Source organism: Sphingobium sp. B11D3D (assembly GCF_025961755.1).
Taxonomy (GTDB): Bacteria; Pseudomonadota; Alphaproteobacteria; order Sphingomonadales; family Sphingomonadaceae; genus Sphingobium.
This window is the reverse complement of sequence record NZ_JAOQOG010000001.1, coordinates 3,111,950-3,132,124: the sequence shown is the minus strand read 5'-3', so window position 1 is coordinate 3,132,124 and position 20,175 is coordinate 3,111,950. Positions and strand designations below refer to the sequence as shown.

At 65.4% G+C, this 20,175-nt stretch carries 20 protein-coding genes; 15 read left to right on the top strand and 5 right to left on the bottom strand.

Annotation, left to right across the window (positions count from 1 at the left end):
- Nucleotides 1-92: 92 nt before the first annotated feature.
- The 3 genes from M2334_RS14815 to M2334_RS14805 all read right to left on the bottom strand — a co-directional run bounded on the left by M2334_RS14815 (nucleotide 93) and on the right by M2334_RS14805 (nucleotide 4,152).
- A complete protein-coding gene (locus M2334_RS14815; protein WP_264574377.1) occupies nucleotides 93-914 on the bottom strand; it encodes a hypothetical protein in 822 nt (273 codons plus the stop codon).
- Nucleotides 914-3,529, bottom strand: coding sequence for a TonB-dependent receptor (locus tag M2334_RS14810; RefSeq protein WP_264605808.1), 2,616 nt, complete (start codon nucleotides 3,527-3,529; stop codon nucleotides 914-916). The genes M2334_RS14815 and M2334_RS14810 overlap by 1 nt, the downstream gene beginning before the upstream one ends.
- Before the next feature lie 155 nt (nucleotides 3,530-3,684).
- The gene (locus M2334_RS14805; protein WP_264595170.1) at nucleotides 3,685-4,152 is read right to left on the bottom strand and encodes an SRPBCC family protein; all 468 of its coding nucleotides are present in this window, start codon (nucleotides 4,150-4,152) and stop codon (nucleotides 3,685-3,687) included.
- 70 nt (nucleotides 4,153-4,222) lie between these two features.
- On the opposite strand from M2334_RS14805, the gene M2334_RS14800 reads away from it, so the two are divergent.
- The 11 genes from M2334_RS14800 (at nucleotide 4,223) to M2334_RS14750 (ending at nucleotide 13,990) form a co-directional block, all read left to right on the top strand.
- Entirely contained in the window at nucleotides 4,223-4,564 is a 342-nt protein-coding gene (locus tag M2334_RS14800; RefSeq protein ID WP_264595169.1) for an ArsR/SmtB family transcription factor, read from the top strand.
- Between the two features lie 281 nt (nucleotides 4,565-4,845).
- On the top strand, nucleotides 4,846-6,846 hold the full coding sequence (gene thrS / locus M2334_RS14795) for a threonine--tRNA ligase (protein WP_264595168.1): 2,001 nt from the start codon (nucleotides 4,846-4,848) through the stop codon (nucleotides 6,844-6,846).
- A 46-nt stretch (nucleotides 6,847-6,892) separates the two neighbouring features.
- Nucleotides 6,893-7,336, top strand: a complete 444-nt coding sequence (locus M2334_RS14790; RefSeq protein ID WP_264605807.1) for an acetyltransferase — start codon at nucleotides 6,893-6,895, stop codon at nucleotides 7,334-7,336.
- A 224-nt stretch (nucleotides 7,337-7,560) separates the two neighbouring features.
- Nucleotides 7,561-8,097: a translation initiation factor IF-3 gene (gene infC / locus M2334_RS14785; RefSeq protein ID WP_181558636.1), complete on the top strand. Its 537-nt coding sequence runs from the start codon at nucleotides 7,561-7,563 to the stop codon at nucleotides 8,095-8,097.
- Between the two features lie 123 nt (nucleotides 8,098-8,220).
- A complete protein-coding gene (cysS, locus tag M2334_RS14780) occupies nucleotides 8,221-9,696 on the top strand; it encodes a cysteine--tRNA ligase (protein ID WP_264605806.1) in 1,476 nt (491 codons plus the stop codon).
- The gene (locus M2334_RS14775) at nucleotides 9,686-10,651 is read left to right on the top strand and encodes an NAD(P)-dependent oxidoreductase (protein ID WP_264605805.1); all 966 of its coding nucleotides are present in this window, start codon (nucleotides 9,686-9,688) and stop codon (nucleotides 10,649-10,651) included. The genes cysS and M2334_RS14775 overlap by 11 nt, the downstream gene beginning before the upstream one ends.
- A gap of 9 nt (nucleotides 10,652-10,660) precedes the next feature.
- The gene (locus M2334_RS14770) at nucleotides 10,661-11,299 is read left to right on the top strand and encodes a YoaK family protein (protein WP_264605804.1); all 639 of its coding nucleotides are present in this window, start codon (nucleotides 10,661-10,663) and stop codon (nucleotides 11,297-11,299) included.
- Between the two features lie 110 nt (nucleotides 11,300-11,409).
- Entirely contained in the window at nucleotides 11,410-12,783 is a 1,374-nt protein-coding gene (locus M2334_RS14765; protein WP_181558640.1) for a class II 3-deoxy-7-phosphoheptulonate synthase, read from the top strand.
- Nucleotides 12,784-12,903: 120 nt separating this feature from the next.
- Nucleotides 12,904-13,338, top strand: a complete 435-nt coding sequence (locus M2334_RS14760; protein WP_181558641.1) for an RrF2 family transcriptional regulator — start codon at nucleotides 12,904-12,906, stop codon at nucleotides 13,336-13,338.
- Between the two features lie 32 nt (nucleotides 13,339-13,370).
- The gene (locus M2334_RS14755) at nucleotides 13,371-13,721 is read left to right on the top strand and encodes an arsenate reductase (protein ID WP_264605803.1); all 351 of its coding nucleotides are present in this window, start codon (nucleotides 13,371-13,373) and stop codon (nucleotides 13,719-13,721) included.
- Nucleotides 13,722-13,801: 80 nt separating this feature from the next.
- The gene (locus M2334_RS14750; protein ID WP_181558643.1) at nucleotides 13,802-13,990 is read left to right on the top strand and encodes a YMGG-like glycine zipper-containing protein; all 189 of its coding nucleotides are present in this window, start codon (nucleotides 13,802-13,804) and stop codon (nucleotides 13,988-13,990) included.
- Between the two features lie 18 nt (nucleotides 13,991-14,008).
- On the opposite strand, the gene M2334_RS14745 is transcribed toward M2334_RS14750, so the two are convergent.
- Nucleotides 14,009-14,806: an inositol monophosphatase family protein gene (locus M2334_RS14745; protein ID WP_264605802.1), complete on the bottom strand. Its 798-nt coding sequence runs from the start codon at nucleotides 14,804-14,806 to the stop codon at nucleotides 14,009-14,011.
- A 114-nt stretch (nucleotides 14,807-14,920) separates the two neighbouring features.
- Between M2334_RS14745 and M2334_RS14740 the strand changes: the two genes are divergently transcribed.
- The 4 genes from M2334_RS14740 (at nucleotide 14,921) to M2334_RS14725 (ending at nucleotide 18,365) form a co-directional block, all read left to right on the top strand.
- Nucleotides 14,921-15,181: a hypothetical protein gene (locus M2334_RS14740; protein ID WP_181558645.1), complete on the top strand. Its 261-nt coding sequence runs from the start codon at nucleotides 14,921-14,923 to the stop codon at nucleotides 15,179-15,181.
- Nucleotides 15,182-15,223: 42 nt separating this feature from the next.
- Entirely contained in the window at nucleotides 15,224-16,033 is an 810-nt protein-coding gene (mutM, locus tag M2334_RS14735) for a bifunctional DNA-formamidopyrimidine glycosylase/DNA-(apurinic or apyrimidinic site) lyase (RefSeq protein WP_264595160.1), read from the top strand.
- Between the two features lie 8 nt (nucleotides 16,034-16,041).
- Nucleotides 16,042-16,662: a Pr6Pr family membrane protein gene (locus M2334_RS14730; protein ID WP_264605801.1), complete on the top strand. Its 621-nt coding sequence runs from the start codon at nucleotides 16,042-16,044 to the stop codon at nucleotides 16,660-16,662.
- A 197-nt stretch (nucleotides 16,663-16,859) separates the two neighbouring features.
- Entirely contained in the window at nucleotides 16,860-18,365 is a 1,506-nt protein-coding gene (locus M2334_RS14725) for a PAS domain-containing protein (protein WP_264595158.1), read from the top strand.
- A gap of 8 nt (nucleotides 18,366-18,373) precedes the next feature.
- Here the strand turns inward: M2334_RS14725 and M2334_RS14720 are convergent, their stop codons facing one another.
- A complete protein-coding gene (locus M2334_RS14720; protein ID WP_264605800.1) occupies nucleotides 18,374-20,164 on the bottom strand; it encodes an aminopeptidase P family protein in 1,791 nt (596 codons plus the stop codon).
- Nucleotides 20,165-20,175 lie beyond the last annotated feature (11 nt).

The window sequence follows — 20,175 nt, the reverse complement described above, 5'->3', positions numbered from 1 at the left end:
ATGGGTTCGTCTGGAGAACTGACGCGATGCGGGGATCGTTCCGGGGCGTGAGTATTCTTGGGCGGCGTTGCGCGAGGGGCACCGCCGCCGTCCTACGGCTGCACCGGCGGCACGCGCATCTCCAGCATGGCGCGGGTCTTGCGGCTGATGCCCCACAGGATGCCGGGGCGGTTCTCGTCCCAGTCGATCGCCTGGCCTTCCGCCTCCATGGGCACGGTGGCGATATGGTCTAGCGTGGCGCCGCCCTTGGGTAATTGCGTCACATAGAGCTCGGGATTGTCATGGCCGGAGAGCCACAGCCGTCCGTCGGGGCCGAACCCGCCGCCCGAGATGCTCATCGGCGCGATCCGCTCGAGGATCGTGGCGGGCAGCGCCCAGCTTTGCGTGCGGCGCCAGTCCGTATCGAACTGGACGAGGGTGGTGTGGCGGTGGTCGCGCGGTGCCTCGCCGCCCTTGCCGTCATAATTGGCGAACAGCCCCCACCAGTGTCCGTCATGCCAGTCGACCCAGGTCAGCGAGCCGGTGCCAAGGCCGAGCGAGACGGTGCGCTTGTGGGCGAGGGTGACGGGATCGAAGATCTCGACCGAACTGGCCTGTGGCACGCTGGGGAAGTTGGAGGCCGCGCACACCAGCTCGGCCTTGATGAGCGCGCAGCTGTTGATGTGCGGGTAGCGCGCCGGCTCGCCAGTCCAGACTGCCCGCCGCGCGCCGGTCTTGCGATCGTAGCGGGCGATGGTCCAGTTGGCGACGGCATAGACATCGTTCGGGCCGACCGCCACGCCCTGCCGCGCTTCCTCGGCAGGGATGCGGCGCAGCGTTTCGGCCGGCTGGCCCTGGGGCGGGGCGGCAGCGGGTGTCCCCGCCGCCGCTGCCGCCGTGGCGGCACTGGCTGCCAGAGCGAGAAGCAGGCCCATCAGAAATTCGCCGCCACGCCGAACCAGAAGGTCCGGCCATATTCAGCGGATTCCTGCAGGTAGGTGCGCCCGGGCCCGACCAGCTCGCGCCGGCCCTGATTGTTGAGGTTCTGCCCCTCGGCATAGAGCGTGATGTTGGACGTGACGCGATAGCTGATATTGGCATCCAGCGTGCCACGGCTCTTCCAATATTGGTCGGCATTGGGGATGGTGTCGTTGATCGTCTCCAGGAAGCCGCCGATATAGTTGTAAGACAGGCGCCCCTCGAACTTGCCCTTCTGATAATAGACCGAGGCGTTCCACACCGTGTCCGGCTGGAGGAACAGGCCGGTCACGCGCGGGCCGGCCGTGGTGAGGAAGGTGAAACGCGTATCGAGGAAGGTCGCGTTGGCGCTCATGCCCAGCCCGTCGAACGGATCGGGCAGGAAGGTCAGCGCCTGCTGAAGGTTCAGCTCTAGGCCCTTGATGGTCGCCGTTTCGGCATTGCGCGGTTCAGAGACGAGTACGCTCTCCGGGCCCCGGCCGACATCGATCGTCTCCACATTGGAGAGGGTGAAGATCTCGTTCTTGATCTTCTTGTGGAACAAAGCGGCGGAGATCACGCCATCCTTCGGGTAGAACTCGAAGGAGAGATCGAAGCCCCGGCTCTCGCGCGGCTTGAGGCCCGGATTGCCACGGGACAGCGTTGGCTGGCTGCCATCGAAACTGAGCGTCTCGCTCGCCGCGATGGAGGAATAATCCGGCCGGCCGATGGTGTTGGTATAAGCGCCGCGCACCACGACGCGGTCGGTCACATCCCAGCGGATGTGCGCGCTGGGCAGCCAGTTGCCATAGCTGCCGTCCGTCGTGATCTGGGTGAGCGCGCTTCCGAGCGTGCGATAGGCATCGGAGGAGACTTCCGTGCGCTCATAGCGCAGGCCGCCGAGCAGCGTGACATTGCCGATCCGGGTGCTGCCCTGCACATAGCCGGCATAGACGTCCTCGTTGACCTTATAATCGCCCGCCTTCGAGGCGACGGTGGTGGTGAAGCGGCTCTGATTGGCCTGATAGAAGGCCGGAAAGGCCTGCGCATCGATGCGGATCGGAATGTAGAATTTGTCGCGGATCGCTTCGCTCGGCCCGGCGGTCACCACCTTGTCGAGCGTGTAGGTGAAGCCGCTGGCGGCCTTGTAGTCGGTCCGCTCGACTTCGTTCTTGCGGCTCGTGAGGCGCAGCACGGCGCCGGTCTTGAGCTTGATGCCGCCGTCGATGCTGTCATCGCCATAAGTGAAGTTCAGGCGGAACTGGCCGCTCTTCTCCAGCGACTTCTCCAGATTGCTGCGCTGCTGCTGGAGATAGAAGTTCTGCGGGTTCACCGCTGCGGCGGTGTTGGTCGGCGTGAACACGGGGTAGAAGTCCGACGTATCATAGCTGAAGGCATAGCGGGTCGCGTCGGCATCGCGGGTGCGGAACTCGATGCTCTCATTGGGCACGCGCATCCGCCCGAGCGAGAACACCGCGTCGCCGTCCAGCTTCCATTGCTCGCCGCCATCCCAGGCGAAGGCGGTGCGGCCGAGCGCGACGAGGCGCCGCGTAATCGGCTGGTTGAGCTGCACGATGATCCGCCCGCGCGCGAACTGACCGCTGGTCTGCGTCTGGTTCGCGACATTGCCGATCGGCTCCATGCGATATTCGATGCGCTCCTCATCGTCCTCGGTGCGGGCGACGACGCCGGAGAGTTCCCAGCGGAACGTGTCGGAGGGGCGCCATTCGAGCTTGGCGTTGCCGCCGGTGCGCTGCTTGGTGTTGTTGTACCAGAAGAGGCGGTGCTGGGTCGGCACCTGGATGCCGTTGCCGGTCGCCGCGCCGCTGTCCACCGGGGCGCCGGCGGCGGTATATTCGCGTACGGAGGGGCTGGCTACCTCGATCTGCGGAATGTCGTAATCGAGCTGCTCCTGGCTCGCGCCGATCACGATGCCCCATTCGTCATCCGCGCCGAAGGTGGTGCCGGCGGCAAAGGCCAGCCGGTAGGAGGGCTTGCTGTTGCGCACCTCGCCATGCTGCTCATAAATGCCATAAGAGGCGATGCCGTTGAAGAACGGCCGCCCAGCATCGAAGGCGCTACGGGTGGTGATATTGATGATGCCGCCGACGGCATTGGCGTCATTCTCCGGCGTCACCGTCTTGATGACCTCGATCCGCCCCGCCATCACGGAGGGCACGATGTCCAGCGGCACGGTGCGCCCGCCCGAATCCACGCCGGCCACCAGCGCGCCGTCCACCGTCGTACGGTTGTAGGTGGATTGCAGGCCACGCAGCACCGGGAAGCGCGGCTCACCCTGATCCTCCTGCACGGAAAGACCCGGAATGCGCCGCAGCGCCGCCGCCGTATTATGGTCCGGCAGCTTGCCGATATCGTCGGCGGAGATCGCATCCATCACCGCAAACGCCTCGCGCTTCTCCGCCGTCGCCTCATATTGCGCGCGGCGCTGGCCGGTGACGACGATGGTGTCACCGTCCGCACCGGCCTCGCTCTCGGCCTCCGGAACGGGCGCGGATTGCGCGAAGGCAGGCGTGGCAAGCAGAATGGCCGAGCACAGCAAAGCGGCCCGGAAAGTCGGGTAAAGCGGTTTCATTGTGGTGAGTCCCCAAAAGCAGGTTTTGTTCTGGGGGCGGCAGATAGGGAGGCGTTGCGTCAGGGAGGTGACGGAACGGCGTCATGCACATGAAGGGAGGATGACGGATTGGTGACGGGGTGGGTCTCGTCAGGTCAGTGGGCAGGGACAGCTCGTCACTTATAAAAGCCGTCGCGCAGATTTACCCCATGCTCCAGCCATATGCGCATGGCGCAGAGCATGCCGGTCCAGCCTTCGCAATTGCCGTAGGACGCTTTGAGGCCCGCCGCATTGTCGCGCCAGCCTTCCTCGCTGATCTGCACATGGGTTCGTCCGCCGTCCAGCGCGGTGAAGGTCATGGTCACGGTGGTGAGCGCGCGGCCTTGGGCGTCCGGCGTCACGGCGTCGTCCGCACCGGCCCAGCGCAGCACGATGCGCGCGTTCTGCTCCACCTCGACCACCTCGACAGGGAAGGCGCCGGGAAAGTCATGAAAGTCCCAGGTCACCGTTGCGCCCGGTTCCAGTCGCCCCTGCGCCCCGCCCGTGGTGAAGAATTGGGATAGGTGGGCCGGGTTCGCCACGGCCTCAAATACCTCATGCACCGGCTTATCGATCCGCCCGCCGACCGTGAACTTCAGCTCCATGCTCCATCCTCTCGCAAAGGAAGCACCACCGCCTCTTGATAGGGCGACTCATATGTTATAAAAACATAACATGTCAACGCAGACTAAAATCGCAAAGCCCGAGACGGACAATGAGGATGCTGCCGACGCGCTGTTCAAGGCGCTCGGTCACCGCGCCCGCCGCCGGATGCTCGATGCGCTCAAGGGCGGCCCTCAGACCACCGGGATGCTGTGCGCGCTCCTGCCGGAGCTGGATCGCTGCACGGTCATGCAGCATCTGGGCGTGCTGGAGAGTGCCGGGCTGGTGATCGCCGAGAAGCGCGGGCGCGAGCGGTGGAATCACCTCGATGCACTGCCCATTCACGCGATCCACGAGCGCTGGATCGGCCCTTATGCGGCCTATGCGGCGTCGATGCTCGCTCGGCTGCGCTGAATCGACGACGCTGTAAGGGATGCCCGCCAGCAGGTGACAAACCTCCGCGCTCCCCTTATGAAAGCCGCCATGCCCCGTCTGCGCTTCACAGTCGCGACTACGCCCCTCACCCGGACTAGCACCGGGGTCGTCGGCACGCGCCTCATCGATTGAAGCGCGCAGGACCGAAGGCCCCATCCCAGCAGCGGATCGGGGCGGTCATGCGCATCCGGCCCGTTCCGCCTCTTCCCAAGTCTTCCGCACTTGCCTAAGCGGCAAGCCGCACAGCAGGAACCAGACCGATGACGCAACAGGTGACAATCACGCTCCCCGATGGCTCGCAGCGCGAGGTTGCGCGCGGCACCACGCCGGCGGAGATCGCCGCCGCGATCGGCCCCGGCCTCGCCAAGGCGGCGCTGGCTGCGCGGGTGGATGGCCAGCTGGTCGACATCACCCGCCCGCTGGAGGCCGATGCGCAGCTGGCGCTGGTCACGGCCAGGGACGAGGCGGACGCGTTGGAGCTGGTCCGCCACGATTATGCGCATATCCTCGCCGAGGCGGTACAGGCGCTGTTCCCCGGCACGCAGATCACCTTCGGTCCCTCCACGGACGATGGCTTCTATTATGACGTCGCGGCGCCGGCGGATCGCGGGCCGTTCACCGAGGAAGACCTGCCCGCCATCGAAGCGAAGATGCGCGAGATCATCGCTGCCGACAAGCCACTGCGCCGCGAGGTCTGGACCCGCGAGCAGCTGGTCAAGCGCTGGACAGGGCAGGGCGAGCGCTTCAAGGCCGAGTGGGCGGCCGAACTGCCCGGCGACGAGGATCTGACTGTCTACTGGTCCGGCAGCGATTGGCTGGACATGTGCCGCGGGCCGCATCTCGCCTCCACCGGCAAGGTCGATCCGCAGGCCTTCAAGCTGACGCGCGTCTCCGGCGCTTATTGGCGTGGCGACCAGAAGAACGCGATGCTCTCGCGCATCTACGGCACCGGCTGGCTCAACAAGAAGCAGCTCGACGCGCATCTGCTGCGACTGGAGGAAGCCGCCAAGCGCGATCATCGCAAGATCGGGCAGGAGATGGACCTGTTCCACCTCCAGCAGGAAGCGCATGGCAGCGTATTCTGGCATCCGCAGGGCTTCGTCATCTGGCGCCAGCTGGAGGCCTATATGCGCCGCGCCATCGATGACGCGGGCTACAACGAGGTGAAGACCCCGCAGGTGATGGATGCGCGCCAGTGGGAGCAGTCCGGCCACTGGGGCAAGTATCGCGAGAATATGTTCGTCATCCCGGACGAGGTGCCGAATGTCGAGGACGAAGGCCCGCTCGTGTCGAATGATGCGCAGTGGATGGCGCTCAAGCCGATGAACTGCCCGGCGCATGTCCTCATCTTCCGCCAGGGCATCAAGAGCTATCGCGATCTGCCGCTGCGCATCTACGAGAATGGCTGCTGCCACCGCAACGAGCCGCATGGCGCGCTGCACGGCCTGATGCGGGTGCGCCAGTTCACGCAGGACGATGCGCACATCTTCTGCCGCGAGGACCAGATCGTCGATGAAGTCCGCGCCTTCTGCGCGCTGGCCGACCGCATCTACAAGGACTTCGGCTTTACCTATTCGATCAAGCTCGCGCTGCGCCCGGAAAAGCGCTTCGGTTCGGACGAGATGTGGGATCTGGCCGAGACGGAACTGCGCAACGCCGTTATCGCGGCCGGCCTTGCGACGGACGAGTATGGCTGGGAGGAGCTGCCCGGCGAAGGCGCCTTCTACGCGCCCAAGCTGGAGTGGCACCTCACCGATGCCATCGGCCGCACATGGCAGGTCGGCACCATCCAGTCCGACCGCGTGCTGCCCGAGCGGCTGGATGCGAGCTATGTCGGCGAGGATGGCGCGCGCCACCGGCCGGTGATGCTCCACCGCGCGATCTTCGGCAGCTATGAGCGCTTCATCGGTATCCTCATCGAGCATTATGCCGGCAAGTTCCCGCTGTGGCTGGCGCCGGTGCAGGCAGTGGTCGCGACCATCGTCTCGGATGCGGACGGCTATGCGAGCGAGGTGGTCGAGAAGCTGCGCGCCGCCGGCATCCGCGCCGAGACCGATCTGCGCAACGAAAAGATCAACTACAAGGTGCGCGAGCACAGCCTTGGGCGCGTGCCCAATCTGCTGGTCGTGGGCCGTCGCGAGGCGGAGGAGGGCACCGTCGCCCTGCGCCGCCTCGGCAGTGACGAGCATCAGAAGGTGCTGAGCGTGGAGGAGGTCATCGCGCAACTGGTGGCGGAGGCCACGCCCCCGGATCTGGCCTAACCTTAGCCCCACCCCTGAAGAGGAGGAGCTAGATGATGAGAAGCCGATGAGCATCCACATCCGCAAGGCGACTCCGGCCGATCTGCCGCGCGCGCTGGCGATCTGGCGGGCGGCGGTCGACGCGACGCATGGCTTTCTCACGCCCGAGGACCGGGTTGAGATCGATCGCATGGTCGAACACGAGCATCTTCCCTCCGTGGACCTGTGGGTCGCGACGGATGCGGCCGGCACCATCCAGGCCTTTCTCGGCATGGGCGAAGACGAGATCGATTCGCTGTTCGTCGATCCCGCCGTGCATGGTCAGGGCTATGGCAGCGCTCTTGTCGCGCACGCTCTCGCGCTGGTGCCCGGCGCAAAGGTGGACGCCAGCGAGCAGGCGCCTCATGCCATCGCGTTTTACGAAGCGCGCGGCTTCGTGCGCACGGGGCGCTCAGAGACCGATCCGGCAGGGCGGCCCTATCCGCTCATTCATTTCCGCCATCCGGGCTGAGGGATGCCGCAACGCCCTGCTCACTCATCATGCGGCCTCGCTGATGATGGCCCTTGCCGTGAGCGGCTTGCGATCCTAAATGCACGGTGCACGCAACTGTGGCCTTCGCGCCGCAGTTCGCCTCGTGTCGCGCTACGGCCTCTTTCCGTTCTCATGGAAAACCGGTAAGGTGCGCATCTCGCATATGTGAATTGGCAACAGGAGAAACTGCTATACGTCCCCCGATGATGCGCCGCCCGATGGCGCCACAGCCCGCGAACGGCCCCCGCTACAATGAATTCATCAGTGTGCCCAAGGTGCGCGTCATTGATGAAGAGGGCGAAAATCTGGGCGTGATGTTCACGCGCGAGGCGATCGAGCAGGCAGCGGACGTCGGTCTGGACCTGGTAGAGGTCTCTCCCAATGCAGATCCGCCGGTCTGCAAGTTCCTGGACATCGGCAAGTATAAGTACGAGGCCCAGAAAAAGGCGAATATCGCCCGCAAGACCCAGAAGACGCAGGAGATCAAGGAGATCAAGATGCGTCCGAACATCGACGATCATGACTATGATACGAAGATGAAGAAGGTCGTCGATTTCATCGGTGAGGGCGACAAGGTCAAGGTCACGCTGCGCTTCCGCGGCCGTGAAATGGCGCACCAGCAGCTCGGCATGCAGCTGCTCCAGCGCGTCGCCGAGAACACGGCCGAGATCGCCAAGGTCGAATCCTATCCGCGCCTCGAAGGCCGGCAGATGCTCATGGTGCTCGCACCCAAGGGCTGAGATTTTCGGTCAGGGGGCGGTGCCTGCGCCGCCCTCTGCCATTGCTATGGCTTTCCCCGTCAGCGCATCACGGCCTTTGTGCCCTGTTGACCCGCGCGCTGGCTGCGCTCACATGGGCGCGCCATGATCCAAGCCCCGTCACTCAAGCTCTTCAACAGTCTTACGCGCCAGCTCGAGCCGTTCGATCCCGTTCACCCCGGCGAGGCGCGGGTCTATAGCTGTGGGCCGACGGTCTATAATTATCCGCACATCGGCAACATGCGCGCTTATGTGTTCGCGGATACGCTCGGGCGGACGCTGAGTTTCAAGGGTTTCAAGCTCACCCACGTCATCAACATCACCGATGTCGGTCACCTCACCGACGATGGCGATGCCGGCGAGGACAAGATGGAGAGGATGGCCGCGCAGCAGGCGCAGTCGATCTGGGACATCGCGAAGCACTATACCCAGGCCTATTGGGCGGACGTGGCGGCGCTGAACATCCGCCAGCCGGCGCACTGGTCGATCGCGACTGATTTCGTGCCGCAGATGATCGAGTTCGCCAAGAGTATTGCCGACCAGCATTGCTATGAGCTGCCGACCGGCCTCTATTTCGATACCAGCACGGTCGCCGATTATGGCCGCCTTGCCCGCGCCGCGACGGACGAGGGCGAAAGCCGCATCGATCCGGTCGAGGGCAAGCGCCACGCCGCCGATTTCGCGATCTGGCGTAGAACGCCGCCGGGCGAGAGCCGACAGATGGAATGGGACTCGCCCTGGGGCAAGGGCGCGCCGGGCTGGCATCTGGAATGCTCGGTGATGAGCCGCGCGCTGCTGGGGCTGCCGTTCGACATCCACACCGGCGGCATCGATCATCGCGAGATCCATCACCCCAATGAAATCGCCCAGAATCAGGCGATCCAGGGCTATGATGCCGATCACGGCCATCTCGATTGCGCGGCCCATTCCGGCGCACGGCTGTGGATGCACAATAATTTCCTGATCGACCGCACCGGAAAGATGAGCAAATCATCGGGCGAGTTCCTGCGGCTGCAATTGCTCATCGACCGGGGCTATCATCCGCTCGCCTATCGGATGATGTGCCTTCAGGCGCATTATCGCTCGGAGCTGGAGTTCAGCTGGGACAATCTCGGCGCGGCGCTGACCCGGCTCAAGCGCATGCTGATGAGCGCAGCGCCCCTGCGTGATGTGGCTGCGGCTAATGCGGTGGCGCATCCCAAGCTGACGCCCTTGCTGGAGCGCTTCGATGCCGCGATCAGCGATGATCTCAACACGCCGGTCGCGCTCACCGTGCTGGACGAGGCGCTGGCGATGAAGAAGGTGCCGGCCGAGGAGAAGCGCGCGCTGGTCGAGGCGATGGAGAGCGTGCTCGGCCTCGGGCTGTTCACTCTGGAGCGGGAAGAACTGCGCCTGCGTCCGAAGACTGCCGCCATCGATGAAGGGGCCATCGCGGCGCTGATGGACCGGCGCAGGGCTGCGCGGGCCGACAAGGACTTCGCGGCCTCGGATGCGCTGCGCGACGAACTGCTCGCCGCCGGCGTCGAGGTCATGGACGGCGATCCGCTCGGCTGGGAATGGAGGCTCGATCATGGCGCATAAACCGCTCATCGTTCTGCCGGAAGCGCAGCGGGAGAGGCTGGAAGCCATGCTGGGCGCCGAGATCGCCGGGCGCGTCATATTGCGCGGCTTCTCCACGGCCGAAGAGGCGATGGCCTTTGCGCCGGAGGCGGAGATCGGCTGGTTCGATGAGTTCGCCGGCAATGTCTACGCCAAGGGTCCGTGCGCGGCGGTGAACGCCAAGTGGATCCATACGGTCATCGTAGGCTTCGATGCGTTCCCGATCGAGGACATGCGCGCGCGCGGCCAGATCTTCACCAATGGCGCTGGCCTGATGCCGGACGTGATCGCCGATTATGCCGTCATGGGCGCGCTGGTGCTCGCCAAGCGACTGGACGAGGTCGTGCGCGCCCATGACCGGCAGAACTGGCTGACGCGGCCGCCGGGCAATTTCGAGCTGCTGGGCGCGCGGGCGCTGGTGATCGGCTATGGCGCCATCGGCCGGGAGATCGGCACCCGCCTGCGCGCCTTCGGCGTTCAGGTGACCGGCGTGCGCCGCTCGGCAGACGGCGCCAATGCGGTGATCGGTCCGGATGACTGGCGCCCGCGCCTCGCGGAGTTCGATTTCGTCATCATCGCCGCGCCCAACACCAGCGAGACACGGGCGATGATCGGCGCTGAGGAACTGGCCGCCATGAAGCCGGGCGCTCGCCTCATCAACATCGCGCGCGGCGATCTGATCGATCAGCCCGCGCTCATCGCCTCGCTGGAGGCCGGGCACCTGGGCAGCGCCTTCCTCGATGTCGCGACGCCCGAGCCCTTGCCGCCCGAACACCCGCTGTGGCGCGCGCCGAATGTGCTCGTCACCATGCATCTGGCGGGGCCGAGCCAGACCAGCGCCTTCCAGCGCGGCGCCGAGCGATTCGCGCGGAATATCCGCCACTATCTGGCCGGCGAGCCCTTGGAGCATGTCGCCGACCTCAACCGGGATTATTAGGCGAGAGCGATGCTCAGGTCCGACGCCCGCCTGCTCAACCTCGCCATCGCGCTCTCCGCGCTGGCCGGTTTCGTGGACGCGCTGGGCTTCCTCACTGCGGGCGGCTTTTTCGTCTCGTTCATGAGCGGCAACTCCACGCGGTTGGCAGTGGGGATCAGCGAGGGCTCCAGCGCCGCGCTGACCGCCGCGGGCCTCATTGCCGGGTTCGTTACGGGCGTTGTGCTGGGCGGGCTGGTGGGGCATCGCGCGGGTCCACATCGCCGTCCGGCCGTGCTCGGCCTGGTGACGGCTCTGCTCCTAATGGCCGCGCTCGCCGCACCGATTTCGCCGACTTTTGCACTCGCCGCGATGGTCATGGCTATGGGCGCCGAAAATGCCGCGCTCGCCGATAATGGCGAGGTGAAGGTCGGGCTCACCTACATGACCGGCGCGCTTGTCCGGTTGGGGCAGGCGCTTGCTAACCGTCTCACCGGGAAGGATGCGAGCCACTGGCGCGTCGACCTCGGCCTGTGGAGCGGGCTGATGACCGGCGCGATTACCGGGGCTTTCGCTTATGCTAGGCTGGGCTCTTCAGCGTTGTGGATTGCGGCGGGGCTGGCGATGGTTCTCACAGTTTTGGCCGCACGGTTCGTCCCGGCGCCGCGTTAGGAGCGCCGTGCCCAACCGCCTTGCCTCAAAGCCCTCAAACGCGTAGGGGCTTGCCCCTTGTCCGCCGCACCCCATGTTGTGGCGCGAACACGCTTGGAGTCTGGAATATCATGACGGCGAAATGGTCGCCCGCAAGCTGGCGGGATCATGAAGGGTTGCAAATGCCGATCTATCGCGATGCTGCGGCACTCGCGGCAGCCGAGGCGCAGCTTGGGACCTTTCCGCCGCTCGTCTTTGCAGGCGAGGCCCGCAACCTGACGGCCGATCTGGCCAAGGTCGCCAATGGCGAGGCGTTCCTGCTGCAGGGCGGGGACTGCGCCGAATCCTTCGCTGAGTTCCACCCGAACAATATTCGCGACACGTTCCGCGTACTGCTGCAGATGGCGGTGGTGCTCACCTTCGCCAGCAAGCTGCCGGTGGTGAAGGTGGGTCGCATGGCCGGCCAGTTCGCCAAGCCGCGTTCGGCGGGAACCGAGACGATCGATGGCGTAGAGTTGCCGAGCTATCGCGGGGATAATGTGAACGACATCGCGTTCACGGCAGATGGCCGCGAGCCCGATCCGGCGCGCATGATCCGTTCCTACAATCAGTCGGCCGCCACGCTCAACCTGCTGCGCGCCTTCTCGACCGGCGGCTATGCCAGCCTCGATAAGGTGCATGGCTGGATGCTGGATTTCATGGGCCGCAGCCCCTGGGCCCAGAAGTTCAGCGAGATGGCCGATCGCATCGGCGAAGCTTTGGATTTCATGAAGGCCTGCGGTCTCTCGCCGGACACGGTGCCCCAGCTTGGCGGGACCAGCTTCTACACCAGCCACGAGGCGCTGCTGCTGCCTTATGAGCAGGCCCTGACCCGTCAGGATTCGCTCACCGGCCAGTGGTACGACACCAGCGCGCACATGCTGTGGATCGGCGACCGGACGCGCTTCGAGGGCTCTGCCCATGTCGAGTATCTGCGCGGCATCGGCAATCCCATCGGCATGAAGGTCGGGCCGAGCCTGCAGCCCGATGTGCTGCTGCGCCTGCTCGATGCGCTGAATCCGCGCCGCGAGGCAGGGCGCATCACGCTCATCACGCGCTATGGTCATGACAAGATCGAGGGCGCGCTGCCCCCGCTCGTGCGTGCCGTGATGCGTGAAGGGCATCCGGTGGTGTGGTCGTGCGACCCGATGCACGGCAATGTCATCAAGGCGGCCAATGGCTACAAGACGCGCCCGTTCGAGCGCATCCTCGCCGAGGTGCGCGGCTTCTTCGCCGTGCATCGCGCCGAGGGCAGCTTCGGCGGCGGCATCCATGCCGAGATGACCGGCCAGAACGTCACCGAATGCACCGGCGGCGCGATCGACATCACCGAGCAGAGCCTCGCGGATCGCTACCACACGCATTGCGACCCGCGCCTCAACGCGGCGCAGAGCCTGGAGCTGGCTTTCCTGCTGGCCGAAATGCTCAACGACGAGCTGGCCGAGCGGCGCAAGCAGGCCGCTTAACAATCGGAAGGGCCGTGGCGCGCGTCACGGCCCGTTCCCGAGATTGAAAAAGAACCGCTATCGAGCGATTGCGCGGGCTTGCCCCTTGCGCGGACGGCATTCTCTGCCAAATAGGTTGGTATGCTTTCGCAACGCACGCGATATTCCATCCGCGCTCTCCAGCACCTCGCGCGGCATTATGGTGAGGGGCCGATCCAGCTCACCGATATTGCGGTCGCGCAGAATATTCCCGCCAAATTTCTGACCGTGATCCTGTCCGAACTCAGCCGTGCGGGCCTCGTGGCGACGCGGCGGGGGCGGGAAGGCGGCTATTGGCTGGCATTGCCGCCGATCGACATCCGCTATGGCGACATCTTCCGGCTCACCGATGGCGCGCTGGCGCTCGTGCCCTGTGCCAGCCGCTATGCACACCAGCCCTGCAAGAACTGCCTGCCGGAAGATGAGTGCGAGCTGCGGCGCATCATGCTCAAGGTCCGCGACGAGACCGCCGCCATCCTCGACCGCCTGACGCTGGCCGACAAATTCGAGGATGCCGAAGTCGGCGCGCCGGCCTGATTGCGGCTGTTCTGTATTTCAAGGAGAGAGCATTGTCCCTGACCCTGCACGGCATCCCCAATTGCGATACGGTGAAGAAGGCCCGCAAGTGGCTGGACGATCAGGGCATCGCTCATGATTTCCGCGACTACAAGAAAGCCCCGCCGACGCAGGCGGAGCTGGCCGATTGGTCAGAGCAGGCGGGATGGGACGTGCTGCTCAACCGCGCCGGTACGACCTTTCGCAAACTGCCGGATGATGCCAAGAGCGGGATCGATGAGGCCAAGGCCATCGCGCTGATGGTCGAGCATCCCTCGATGATCAAGCGCCCGGTGGTAACGGGAGCAAGCGCCTTGCTGGTCGGTTTCAAGCCCGATCAGTGGCAGGCGGTTCTCAAGACCTAGGCAGCGGCGCCGTAGCGATCGGGAACGACGGAGAGGCTTTGCGCATTTGTTCAGCATAGTTTTGCTGGAAGGAATGCATCATGAAACTCGTTCTGATCGGCCTCATCACGGCCAGTGCGTTGGCTGTGTCGGGTTGTTCGACCCTCAAGGGCGCCGGCATCGGCGCGGCGGCGGGCGCCGGTACGGCTGCCGTGACCGGCAATGACGTCGGCAAGGGTGCGGCTGTCGGTGGCGCAGCTGGCGCCGTGGTCGGGACGGTCGTCGACTAAAAACGCGGCCCTGGCCCGTCAGTCGTGATGATGGGACAGGGCGCCGATGACATCTTCGAGGCGGGCGGGATCGCCCATGGCGATGACGTCGCCGGCGCTGGCTTCATGGAGCGGTTCGCCAGACCAGTCGCACATGTGCCCGCCGGCACCCTCAACCACCGGGACGAGCGCTGCGAAGTCGTGGAGTTTGAGGCCGGTTTCGCAGACGATGTCGACATGGCCGCTCGCCAGCAGGCCGTAATTATAGCAGTCGCCGCCATAGATCGGGCCCTGACCCAGTCGGTCGCCGGCAACGGCTGCGGCGAGCGCGAGATAATGTTCGCCATCATGCGCGCTGAACAAATGCGGGCTTGTGGTCGCCAATTGCGCGCCTTCCAGAGCCCGGCATCGACGGGTGCGCGCAGGCTTGCCGTTGAACAATGTCGGCTGGCCCATGGCGCCGACCCAGCGCTCTCCACTGATCGGCTGATCGATGATGCCGAGGATCGGCCAGCCGTCCTGCATCAAGGCAATCAGCGTCCCGAAGATCGGGCGGCCCGCGATAAAGCTGCGCGTGCCATCGATGGGGTCGAGCACCCACTGGCGTGACGCGCCTTCGCGGACGGTGCCGAATTCCTCGCCGATGATGCCATCCGCCGGACGCTGCGTCTCCAACAGGCCGCGCATTGCCAATTCCGCCGCGCGATCGGCTTCTGTTACCGGCGAGGCGTCGGCCTTGGCCTCGATATCGTAAGGCGCGCGGAAAAACGGGCGGATCGCGGCGCCCGCTGCGTCGGCAAGGGCATTGGCGAGGGTGATGTCATCGGGAAGAGCCATGGCCGTTCGCTACGGAGAAAGCCGCCGAAGAGCCAGCGGTTTTCGCGCACGTTCCTCGCTAAAGAGACGGCGCTTCGATCCGTTTTTTGAGGGCATGAGCAAAGAGCCCCGACCATGCGCCTGCTGATGTGGGTCCTGACCCTCGGCTTTGCCTTTGGCGCGATGGGGCTGTGGCTGGACGGCGCTTTTCTGGGGGCTCGGCTAGTGGCTCTGGGGCTGGGCGCGCTGGCTGTCCTCGCCTGCCCGTTCCTGTGGGCGCGGCCCGATGGGCTGGTGCCCGATGAACTGGCGGTGCCCGGCAAGGCGCGGCTGATGCTGGCGCTGGCGCTGCTCTTCTGCGCGCCGCTGCTGCTGCCCTGGCAACTTTGGCTCTGATGCCTGTTGGCGCAGGCCGCGCGTCGGCCTATGCCTGCAGGAATGCCTGAGCTTCCCGAAGTCGAAACCACCGTTGCCGGCCTGCGTCAGGTGCTCGACGGGGCGCAACTCACGCTGGTCGAGCCGCGCCGGGCGGACCTGCGCTTTCCCTTCCCGGTCGATCTGCGCCAGCGGCTCACCGGGGCGCGAATCACCGGGCTGGGCCGGCGCGCCAAATATGGCCTGATCGATACCGATCGCGGCGACACCATGATCTTCCACCTCGGCATGTCCGGGCGCTGGCGGATCGACCCGAGCGAGGTGGGCAAGCACGATCATCTGCTACTGGAGACGGCCAGCCACCGCCTTGCCCTCAATGACCCGCGCCGGTTCGGGTTCGTGCACCTGACACCAACCGATGCGCTGGGCGCCTACCCGCCCTTCGTCGCCCTCGGCCCCGAGCCGCTGGGCGATGCGCTGACCGCTGACTATCTGGCGCGGGCGCTGGAGGGGCGGGCGGCACCGATCAAGGCGATGCTGCTGGACCAGCGGATCATCGCCGGGCTGGGCAATATCTATGTGTGCGAGGCGCTGAACATCGCCCGCATATCGCCGACGCGCGCGGCCGGGCGGATATCGCGGGCGCGGCTCGCGCGGCTGGTCGAGGCCATTCGCGCCGTGCTGGCGGCCGCCATTGCCGCTGGTGGCTCAACCCTGCGCGATTATGCGCGGCCGGATGGCGAGCTCGGCTATTTCGCCAAGGACTGGCGCGTCTATGGGCGGGAAGGGCTGGCCTGCCCCTGCGGTGGCACGGTGAAACGCCGGGTCGATTCGGGCCGCTCCACCTTTTACTGCCCCACTTGCCAGAGCTAGGCCGAGAGATGCGCTCACCCATCAAGACGCTGTCCATGTCCGCGCGCATCGCGGCGCTGCTTGTCGGCCTCATCGCCTTTGCCGGACTTTCGATCCGCTTTGCCGTCTCTCTGGAGACGACGGGTTCACCCCAGGCCGCCGCGTGGACGATGCTGCGCTTCTTCACGGTGATCGGCAATCTGCTCAGCTGCGTGGTGCTGTTCGGCGTGGCGCTGGGGGCGAAGGCACCGAGTCATCCCCGCCGGCTGGCAGGCGTGATGCTGGCCATGGGACTGATCGGCATCGTCTATGCAGTGCTGCTGCGCGCGACGGAAAGCCTCAGCGGCCCCGCCGAGACCTCGAACCTCCTGCTCCATTACATCGCGCCGCCTGCGGTGGCGCTCTACTGGCTCGTGTTCGTGCCCAAGGGACGGCTGGTCTATGCCGATACGCTGCGCTGGGCGCTGCTGCCATTGGCTTATCTGGCCTATGCCATCGGGCGCGCGCAGTTCGATGGGCGCTATCCCTATCCCTTCGTCGATGTCTCCCGCCATGGCTGGGCGCAGGTTGGCGTGACCGTGGGCCTCATCGCTATGGGGTTCATGCTTGTCGGAGCCGTGGTAGTGTGGATCGACCGCCGGTTGGGATGAATCTGCGCCAGAGATCAAGAAATGACTGATTGAGAGACGCTTCCTGCGACGAAATCCCGCAGATACGCAAAAGTCCGCATGGACTTCCGCCTTTGCGCTCCTACATGGGTGTCTCCCCATGACGATCTTGCTCCTCACATATTGGCCCTCTTCAAGCGCGCAGCCTTACGTCTGCCGAGGCCGGATTGTGAGCGCCCATGGCGAGCGCTGAGAGTAACCGCGACGCTGTTTCGCCCGAAGAGCGCATCACGCTTGAGGCCTATGAGATCGACGGGCTGTTCGGCGACGAGGAACTGACCCGAATCGTCGAGTTTGCCGGCCAGCTCTGCGATTGCCCCATCGCGCTGGTCAGCCTGGTTGAAGAGCATCGCCAGAGGTTCGTGGCGAAGACCGGGATCGACGCCACCGAGACGCCCAGGAGCATGTCTTTCTGCGCGCACGCGATGCTCGGCCATGATGTCATGGACGTAGGCGACGCGACGCAGGACGCTCGTTTTCAGGATAATCCGCTCGTCACCGGCGAACCGCATATTCGCTTTTATGCCGGGGCGCCGCTTGTATCCAAGAGTGGCGAGGCGCTGGGGTCGCTTTGTGTCATCTCACCAGAGCCGCGCACTGGGCTGACCGACATTCAACGTCAGGGCCTCACCGTCTTGGCGGAAGCCACGATGCGGCGGCTGGAGGCCCGACGGGTCATGCTCGCGCATCGGGCTTGGGAGAATGCCGCCGAAGCCGATCTGGCGGCGAGCGAGGAGCGCTTCCGGGTGCTGGCCGACGCCATGCCCCAGATGGTCTGGTCCACGCGGGCCGATGGCTATCATGATTATTACAATGCGCGTTGGTACGAATTTACCGGTGCGCAGCTCGGCCGGACCGACGGGACCGGCTGGAACGGCCAGTTCCATCCAGACGATCAGGCCAAGGCGTGGGAGGTGTGGAGCCATTCGCTGGCCACCGGCGATCCCTATGAAATCGAATATCGCCTGCGCCGGTTCGATGGCGAGTATCGCTGGACGCTCGGGCGCGCATTGCCGATCAGGGATGATGCCGGCAACATCGTGCGCTGGTTCGGCACCTGCACGGACATTCACGATCAGCGCATCATGCGCGAGCAGAAGGAGCTTCTCTCGCGCGAGCTGGTCCATCGCATCAAGAACATCTTCACGGTCATCGGCTCGCTGCTCTACCTCTCCAGCCGGGGCGTCCCGGAGCTGAAGGGCTTCAGCTCGAAAATGAGCGACCAGATCGCGGCGCTGGGACGGGCCTATGATTATGTGCAGCCCCGCGAAGGGGCGCAGGCGCTGACGCTGCAGGGGCTGCTGGGCGAATTGTTCGCCGCCTATAATCTGGAGGGCATCGAGCGCATCCGCATTCGCGGCGACGATGTGCTGCTCGCCGAAACCTATATGACCCCCATCGCCCTCGTGTTTCACGAACTGGCGACCAACGCCGTCAAATATGGTTCGCTCTCCTCGCCAGAAGGATTTGTGGACCTGATGATCTCAGGGTCTTCGGAGCAGCTCAGGCTGGAGTGGCAGGAGAGCAAGGGCGACAGCGCGCCGCCCGGCGATCATCAGGGCTTCGGGTCCGATCTCATCCGGCTGAGCATCGAGCGCCAGTTGCGCGGCACCTTCGTGCGGGAATGGTTGCCGCGCGGCCTCAAGGTCACGACGACCATTCCCTATCGCCTGCAGGCGGCCTGAGCCTCCTGTCAGTCCGCGGTTAGAGGCGCGCAGGCGGCCTGCAGCCATGCCAGATCCTCGCCAGCCAGTTGCGGCCCGATAATCTCGAGCGTGCGCGCATGATAGGCGTCCACCCACGCGCGTTCGGCCGGGGTGAGCGCTGCGACCGCGATCAGGGCGCGATCGATGGGGGTGTGGCTCAGCGTCTCAAAGGCAAAGAACGGCCGGCCGTTTTCGCCGGTGCCGCTCTCCACCACCAGCACCAGGTTCTCGATGCGGATGCCATATTCGCCGGTCTTGTAATAGCCCGGCTCGTTGGAGAGGATCATGCCGGGTTGCAGCGGTTCATCCCCGCCGCCGAACGTCGCAATGCGCTGCGGGCCTTCATGCACCGAGAGGAAGCTGCCGACGCCGTGTCCGGTGCCATGGGCATAATCCAGCCCTTCGGCCCACAGGAATTGACGGGCGAGCACGTCGAGCTGGCTGCCGCGCGTGCCGGCAGGAAAGCGCGCGCAGGCGAGCGCGATATGGCCCTTGAGCACCAAGGTGAAGCGGTGGCACATCTCCTGCGTGGGCGTGCCGATGGCCATGGTGCGGGTGATATCGGTCGTCCCGTCCCGATATTGCCCGCCTGAATCGACCAGCAGCAGCGAGCCCGCCTCAACCGGCCGGTTCGTCGCCTCGCTCGCCTTGTAATGGACGATGGCGCCATTTGGGCCTGAGCCGGAAATCGTGTCGAAGCTGAGGTCCACGAGTGCGCCGGTTTCTTCACGGAACGCCTGCAACCGGTCCGACACGCTGATTTCGGTCTGCCCGCCCTTGGGGCCTTCGATGGACAGCCAGTGGAGGAACTTGGCCATGGCCGCGCCGTCCCGCGCCTGCGCAGACTTGTGGCCGGCAATCTCGGTCTGGTTCTTCACGGCCTTGGACAGAACAGCGGGATCGCGCAGCGGCTTGATCAGGGCGCCGGCCTTGTCCAGCGCTTCGAAGATCGCGGAGACGGCGCGGTCGGGGTCGACAGCGACGGCCTTGCCGGCAAGCCCTGCCAGCGCATCGCTGAAGGCAGCGCGGTCCAGAATGTCGACCGAATTGCCGAGATGCGCGCGCACATCGGCATCAATCTTGGCGGGGTCGACGAAGAGCTGCGCCTTGCCGTCCGCATGGAGCAGGGCATAAGCCAGCGCGACCGGCGTGTGGGTCACGTCCGCGCCGCGAATGTTGAAGGTCCAGGCGATCGAATCGAGCGCGGTGAGGACGGTGGCGTCCACGTCCTGCGCTTTCATCCAGTCCGCCATATCGGCGCGCTTGGCGGCGCTGCTCTGCCCGGCATAGCGGTCTTCATGCGGCACGAGGCGGGCCTTGCTGGGATCGGGCCGATCATCCCACACGGCATCGACGGGATTATGGTCGACCGGCACGAGCGTGGCGCCCTTGCTGGCAAGCGCACGCGTCGCCTCCTCGACCCAGCGGCGGGTGTGAAGCCAAGGATCATAGCCAATCCGTCCGCCAGCCGGGGCATGGACCCCGAGCCAGGTGGCGACGCTCGTTTGCGGCACGCTCTCGAACTGCCAGTGCGCGCCATCCACCTGATCGCGCACCTGCAAGGTATAGCGCCCATCCGTGAAGATCGCGGCTTCCTCTGGCAGGACCACCGCGCTGCCCGCCGAGCCCAGAAAACCGGTGAGCCAGGCGAGCCGCTGCGCATAGCCGCCGACATATTCGGACAGATGCTCGTCGGTGAGCGGCACGACGAATCCGTCGAGCGACTGGCGGGACAGCTGGGCGCGCAGGGCGCGCAGGCGATCTTCATGGGTAGACATGGACAAGCGTT